A 3,109-nucleotide genomic window follows, 5' to 3' on the forward strand; every position below is an offset into this window, starting at 1 on the left:
AAGTGGAATTCGGCCCCCGGCAGATCGGCCAGAAACACCAGATGAATGGGGGCCTCCAATTCCATGCCGTCGGCAACCTCGATGAAGGCGCCATCCGTAAAGTAGGCGGTATTGGCGGCAACAAACGCGCTTTGCGAATCGGCCAGCGTACCGATCCGCGGATCCACCAGATCCATTATCGAGCCGATGCGCACGCCCGGCGGCAACGCGCCGAGGCTGGATTTTTCCACCGACAACTTGCCGTTCTCAAAGACCACCGTAATTCCGCCCAGCGGATCGAACGCCAAACCGGACGACTGCCACTGGCGGGAAAACTCCGCGCCGGCGACAGGCGACACATCGGTGAAGCGCCACAACTCTTCTTTCGTGGTCGGGAACCCGTTGGCCTTGAAGTCGGCCTCGGCTTTATTTCTCAATTCATTCAGATTCATAGTTCACCAAACATCCGCTAAGCCGCCCGAAGGCGGAACGGCAATCTTGTTTTACTCGCCATGCCAAAAGGCATAGCCGTCGTTTTCAAGTTCGAGCGCCAATTCCTTTCCTCCGGATTTGACGATCTGCCCGTGGACGAGAACGTGCACGTGGTCCGGAACAATGTAGTCGAGCAGGCGCTGGTAGTGCGTGATGACGAGGAACCCGCGGTCCGGCGAACGCAGCGCGTTCACGCCATCGGCAACGATCCGCAACGCATCGATGTCGAGGCCGGAGTCGGTCTCGTCGAGAATGCCGAGTTTCGGCTCAAGCATGGCCATCTGGAAGATCTCGTTGCGCTTTTTTTCGCCGCCGGAAAAGCCGGAGTTGACCGCGCGCTCCAACAGGTCGTCGCGGATCTTCACGATTTTCTTTTTGTCTTCGACCAGGTCGAGGAAGTCCATGGCATCGAGCTGGTCCTTGCCTTGGTATTTCCGCACCGCGTTGACGGCGGCCTTGAGGAAATACATGTTGCTGATGCCCGCAATCTCGACGGGGTACTGGAAGGCCAGGAACATGCCGGCACAAGCGCGCTCGTGCGCCGCCAGCTCGTCGAGATCCGCCCCATTGAACAAGATCCGTCCGGCGGTCTTCGTGTAGGCCTCGTTGCCCGCCAGCACGTTCGAGAGCGTGCTCTTGCCGGAACCGTTCGGCCCCATGATGGCGTGGACTTCGCCAGGGTTGATGGTCAAATTGATCCCCTTGAGGATCGGCTTATCCGCCACACTCGCGTGCAGGTCTTTGATTTCTAGTAACGCCATGGTTTATTTCTCCAATTCAAAAATTATCCGACCGAACCTTCGAGACTGATGCCCAGCAGTTTTTGCGCTTCGACCGCAAACTCCATCGGCAGCTTTTTGAACACTTCCTTACAGAAGCCGTTCACGATCAGGCTGACCGCCTCCTCGGTATCGAGGCCGCGCTGGTTGCAGTAGAAAATCTGGTCCTCGCCGATCTTGGTGGTCGTTGCTTCGTGCTCCACCTGCGCCGTCGGGTTGTTCACATCGATGTACGGGAACGTATGCGCCCCGCATTGGTCGCCGATCAGCATGGAATCGCACTGGGAAAAGTTCCGCGCGTTCTCGGCCGTCTCGACCACCTTGACCATGCCGCGATAGCTGTTTTGCGCCTTTCCGGCGGAGATGCCCTTGCTGATGATCGTGCTCGACGTGTTTTTTCCGATGTGGATCATCTTGGTCCCCGTATCGGCCTGCTGCATGTTGTTGGTGACGGCGACCGAATAGAACTCGCCCACGGAATTGTCGCCCTTGAGGATGCAGCTGGGATATTTCCAGGTGATCGCGGATCCGGTTTCCACCTGCGTCCATGAAATCTTCGAATTGTCGCCGCGGCAATGGCCGCGCTTGGTAACGAAGTTATAGATTCCGCCTTTGCCGTCCTTGTCGCCGGGATACCAGTTCTGCACGGTGGCATACTTGATCTGGGCATTTTCGTGGGCAATCAACTCCACCACGGCGGCGTGCAACTGGTTTTCGTCGCGTTGCGGCGCGGTGCAGCCTTCGAGATAGCTCACGTAGGCCCCCTCGTCGGCCACCAGCAAGGTGCGTTCGAACTGCCCGGTGTTGGCGGCGTTGATCCGGAAATAGGTGGACAACTCCATCGGGCAGCGCACCCCGGGGGGGATGTAGCAGAAGGAGCCGTCGGAAAAGACCGCCGAATTGAGCGACGCGAAATAGTTGTCCTTGTAGGGCACCACCGAGCCGAGATATTTTTTCACGAGCTCCGGGTGATCCTTCACCGCTTCGGAAAAAGAACAGAAGACAATGCCCATCTCCTCCAGCTTGCCCTTGAAGGTGGTGGCGACCGAAACCGAGTCGAACACGGCATCGACCGCAACAACCCCGGCCAGCATCTCCTGCTCGCGCAACGGAATGCCTAGCTTTTCGTAGGTTTCGAGCAGTTCCGGATCCACCTCGTCGAGGCTTTTCGGCGCATCGATCTTCTGCTTCGGAGCGGAATAGTAGCTGACGGCCTGGTAGTCGATCGGCGGGAATTCCACCTTGGCCCAAGTCGGCTCTTCAAGCGTTACCCAATGGTGGTAGGCCTTGACGCGCCAATCCGTCAGCCATTCGGGTTCGTTTTTGCGTTTCGAGATCGCGCGCACCACCTCTTCGCTCAAGCCGGGAGGCAGGCTGTCGGATTCGATGTCGGTGACAAAGCCATACTTGTACTCGCCATCGGAAAGCTCATCGAAGGATTTTTCGTCTTCTATTTTCATATAAGGCTTTTTTGGTACTATTTACGGGTGAACGGTTGCTTGCGAATAAAGGGGTATGGGTTTCATTAGCCGGCCGCGATGTCGGCCAGGGAAATTCCGCCGAGGGCGCCGATAATCTTGCTGTTGACCTTTTTCCAGCTGGTACTGACGGGGCAATTTCGCGTGCATCCATCCGCACTGGAACAATCGGTGATGGCCACGGGGCCTTCAACGGCTTCGACAATTTGCGAGGCGAAAATTTCGTTGGCCGGACGGGCCAGCGAGTAGCCGCCCTTGCTGCCCTGATGGGATTGGAGAATATTGCCCTGCGTTAGGATCTTAAGGACTTTGCTTACGGTCGGGAGCGGTATGCCAATCGCCGCGGAAAGATCCTTGGCATTGTGCAACTCCGATTGATCA

The 3,109-nt window shown here is 57.3% G+C and carries 3 protein-coding genes and 1 pseudogene; all 4 read right to left on the reverse strand.

Annotated features, from left to right (window positions below; all coding sequences use genetic code 11):
- Positions 1–431 (reverse strand): annotated as a pseudogene (locus ABYO54_RS15675) (Fe-S cluster assembly protein SufD); the annotation flags it as partial.
- A 51-nt stretch (positions 432–482) separates the two neighbouring features.
- A complete protein-coding gene (gene sufC, locus ABYO54_RS15680) occupies positions 483–1,232 on the reverse strand; it encodes a Fe-S cluster assembly ATPase SufC (RefSeq protein ID WP_372809171.1) in 750 nt (249 codons plus the stop codon).
- 23 nt (positions 1,233–1,255) lie between these two features.
- Positions 1,256–2,710 carry a Fe-S cluster assembly protein SufB gene (gene sufB / locus ABYO54_RS15685; RefSeq protein WP_372809172.1) on the reverse strand — a complete coding sequence of 485 codons (1,455 nt, stop codon included), beginning with the start codon at positions 2,708–2,710 and terminating at the stop codon, positions 1,256–1,258.
- Between the two features lie 65 nt (positions 2,711–2,775).
- A partial coding sequence (locus tag ABYO54_RS15690) for an Rrf2 family transcriptional regulator (RefSeq protein WP_372809173.1) occupies positions 2,776–3,109 on the reverse strand: 334 nt, incomplete at its 5' end.

The organism is Pontiella sp. (assembly GCF_041622395.1).
In the GTDB taxonomy this organism is placed as follows: Bacteria; Verrucomicrobiota; Kiritimatiellia; order Kiritimatiellales; family Pontiellaceae; genus Pontiella.

What these genes read in the sequence shown, in the direction of transcription:
- sufC (WP_372809171.1), bottom strand. Translation starts at nt 1,232, where the DNA reads ATGGCGTTACTAGAAATCAAAGACCTGCACGCGAGTGTGGCGGATAAG.
- sufB (WP_372809172.1), bottom strand. Translation starts at nt 2,710, where the DNA reads ATGAAAATAGAAGACGAAAAATCCTTCGATGAGCTTTCCGATGGCGAG.